This is a genomic window from Shewanella saliphila (assembly GCF_014648295.1).
GTDB classification, from domain to species: Bacteria; Pseudomonadota; Gammaproteobacteria; order Enterobacterales; family Shewanellaceae; genus Shewanella; species Shewanella saliphila.
In genome coordinates this window covers 1-2,436 of the sequence record NZ_BMQV01000089.1, presented here as the reverse complement: position 1 = coordinate 2,436, position 2,436 = coordinate 1, and the positions used below count along the sequence as shown (strand labels likewise).

Below are 2,436 nucleotides of genomic sequence, written 5' to 3'. Positions count from 1 at the left end.
CTTGTTTAATATCGCTTCTTTAAATTGAACTGAATGCCTTTGATAATTCACTTGCTTTAACTTACCGCGCCCTGTTTATTTGTAAATTAATTGAGGCGACAACTATCCTGACACAGGGGGATACTTGTATTACTTGGAATATAATATTTAAGACCTTACCGCTATCGTACAAAAAACAAATGTTGATTTTCTCTATCAGCAAGTAATCCAGTTACACAGAGCAAGTCATACAAATGACTGTTATATAAAATTACAATTTACACAAGTTGTTGATTTTACTATTATCAAAATTAGGAATTAAACTAGTTCGTAATCTGATTGCTTCAAAATACATGAAACGATTAACATTATAGGAAGCTTAATTACATGGACGACCATTACGAAGTTGTTGTTATTGGCTCAGGGTTTGGTAGCCTTTTCTTTATAAAACAATACTTAAACAAAAAACCCAATGCCAAAATCGCTGTTATTGAATGGGGTGAGAACCGTAGTCATAGCTGGCAAGTAACAAACAACAAAAATTCTGAATTTTCCTCTAGCAACACCCACGCACAAGATAGTCATCATAAACCTTGGAATTATACGATTGGACTCGGAGGTGGTACCAATTGTTGGTTTGGTCAAACACCACGTTTTATACCCGCAGATTTCGAAATGAAATCTAAGTTTAATATTTCAGATGACTGGCCATTCTCATATAATGATTTAGAGCCATATTATATGGCCGCTGAAAATATTATGGCTATATCTGGTTCAGATGCAATGGGTAAAGTATCACCAAGATCCGGCTCTTTTCCTCTTCCGCCCCACAGAGTGAGTGCGATTGATGAAATAATGATGGCCGCGCAACCTCATTTACATTTTCCAATTGCCACTGCGCGCTCACCTCTTGCATTAAAAAATCGGAACCAGTGCTGTGCAACAGCTCAATGTAATTTATGCCCAGTAAATGCAAAATTTACGGCTCATAACGGTTTAACAGAAATTCTAACGCATCCAAATATTACTTATTTTATGAATGCTCAAGCACGTGAGGTTATACATCATAATGGCACTGCCTCAGGTGTAATGTATTTAACCAATAATGCAGAAGAACGCAGTATTTATGGCGATTTAATTGTCTTAGGAGCAAACGGAATTCAAAGCCCTGCAATACTACTAAGGTCGGGGATTAATCACCCACAAACAGGGGTTGGAATATGTGAGCAATTAGGTTATGAATTTGAAGTATTTTTAAATGGTGTCGATAATTTTGGTGGCAGCACAATTACCACGGGGTTAAATTACAGCCTTTATGATTCACATCCTTACCGAGAAAAAGCTGGAGCTGCGCTATTTTATTTTGAAAATAGAATTAAACATGGCTTGCGTTTAGAAGAAGGCCGTTGGCGTCAAGTTCTTCCATTGCTTGTTGCGATTGAAGATTTACCTCAAACAAGTAATAGAGTTTCACTCAACGCCCAAGGGCAAGCTTACGTATCTCATGCCAATGTATCTTCATATGCAAGAGCTGGGTTACAACATGCGCATGATAATATTGAAAAAGTATTAGCACCTCTTCCTGTAGAAAAGATAATCCCGCTGAGAGAAAGACCTACTGAATCTCATATTCAATGTTCACTTCGTTCCGGTCATGATGCAAATAAATTTGTAGTTGATGGTGATTCTTTACATCATAAGATGCGCAACCTTGTTGTTGTTGGTAGCTCTACATTCACAACTTGTCCTCCTGCAAATCCAAGTTTAACTGTTGCCGCGATGTCTTTAAGAGCGGCTGATAGATTGGTATAAATATATGAATAAATCTACTGAACGTCGTAAATTCCTCAAAATATGTGCAGCAACATCCATAGTTGCAGTACTGCCTTTAGGGATCTATGTGCTAGATAACGAAAGTCGTTTATACCAGTTAGTTGAAGATATATTAACTAAACATTTACCTGGAAGATTAATTCTTCAAGCTGATATAGAAAAGTTCTCAAAGGATTTTTTTATTGAAAGATATGATATCGCCTTAAAAACCCATGTTTTCTCGGTTTTGGCTCCATTAGTTCGAGTCGCCTCAGGTTTCGATGAGGATCTACATGGAAAAATTGATAATCTTGAACGAATGATTTTGACAAAATTTCTTTTAAATAGTGACTTTTTTGCAAATGATGCAAAGAAAAAAACGATTATTTATAATGGTGCGACAAGTAATATCTGCAGAACTAAAAATCCATTTGCACAATTTTTAACACCATAACATCACCATTATAGGCTTAAATCAAATCTAAAAAATCACATGAAATAGTGCTTATAATGAGTATTTCCCCCTGTGTCAGGATAGTTGTCGCCTCAATTAATTTACAAATAAACAGGGCGCGGTAAGTTAAAGCAAGTGAATTATCAAAGGCATTCAGTTCAATTTAAAGAAGCGATATTAAACAAGCTTAG

2 protein-coding genes are annotated in these 2,436 nt (G+C 36.1%); both read left to right on the top strand.

All coding sequences use genetic code 11. The features are described from left to right. The first annotated feature begins 366 nt into the window (after positions 1-366). On the top strand, positions 367-1,791 hold the full coding sequence (locus IEY48_RS20165) for a GMC oxidoreductase (protein ID WP_188923329.1): 1,425 nt from the start codon (positions 367-369) through the stop codon (positions 1,789-1,791). A gap of 4 nt (positions 1,792-1,795) precedes the next feature. Next, entirely contained in the window at positions 1,796-2,245 is a 450-nt protein-coding gene (locus tag IEY48_RS20160) for a hypothetical protein (protein WP_188923328.1), read from the top strand. The last annotated feature ends 191 nt before the right edge of the window (positions 2,246-2,436 follow it).

What these genes read in the sequence shown, in the direction of transcription:
- IEY48_RS20165 (WP_188923329.1), top strand. Translation starts at nt 367, where the DNA reads ATGGACGACCATTACGAAGTTGTTGTTATTGGCTCAGGGTTTGGTAGC.
- IEY48_RS20160 (WP_188923328.1), top strand. Translation starts at nt 1,796, where the DNA reads ATGAATAAATCTACTGAACGTCGTAAATTCCTCAAAATATGTGCAGCA.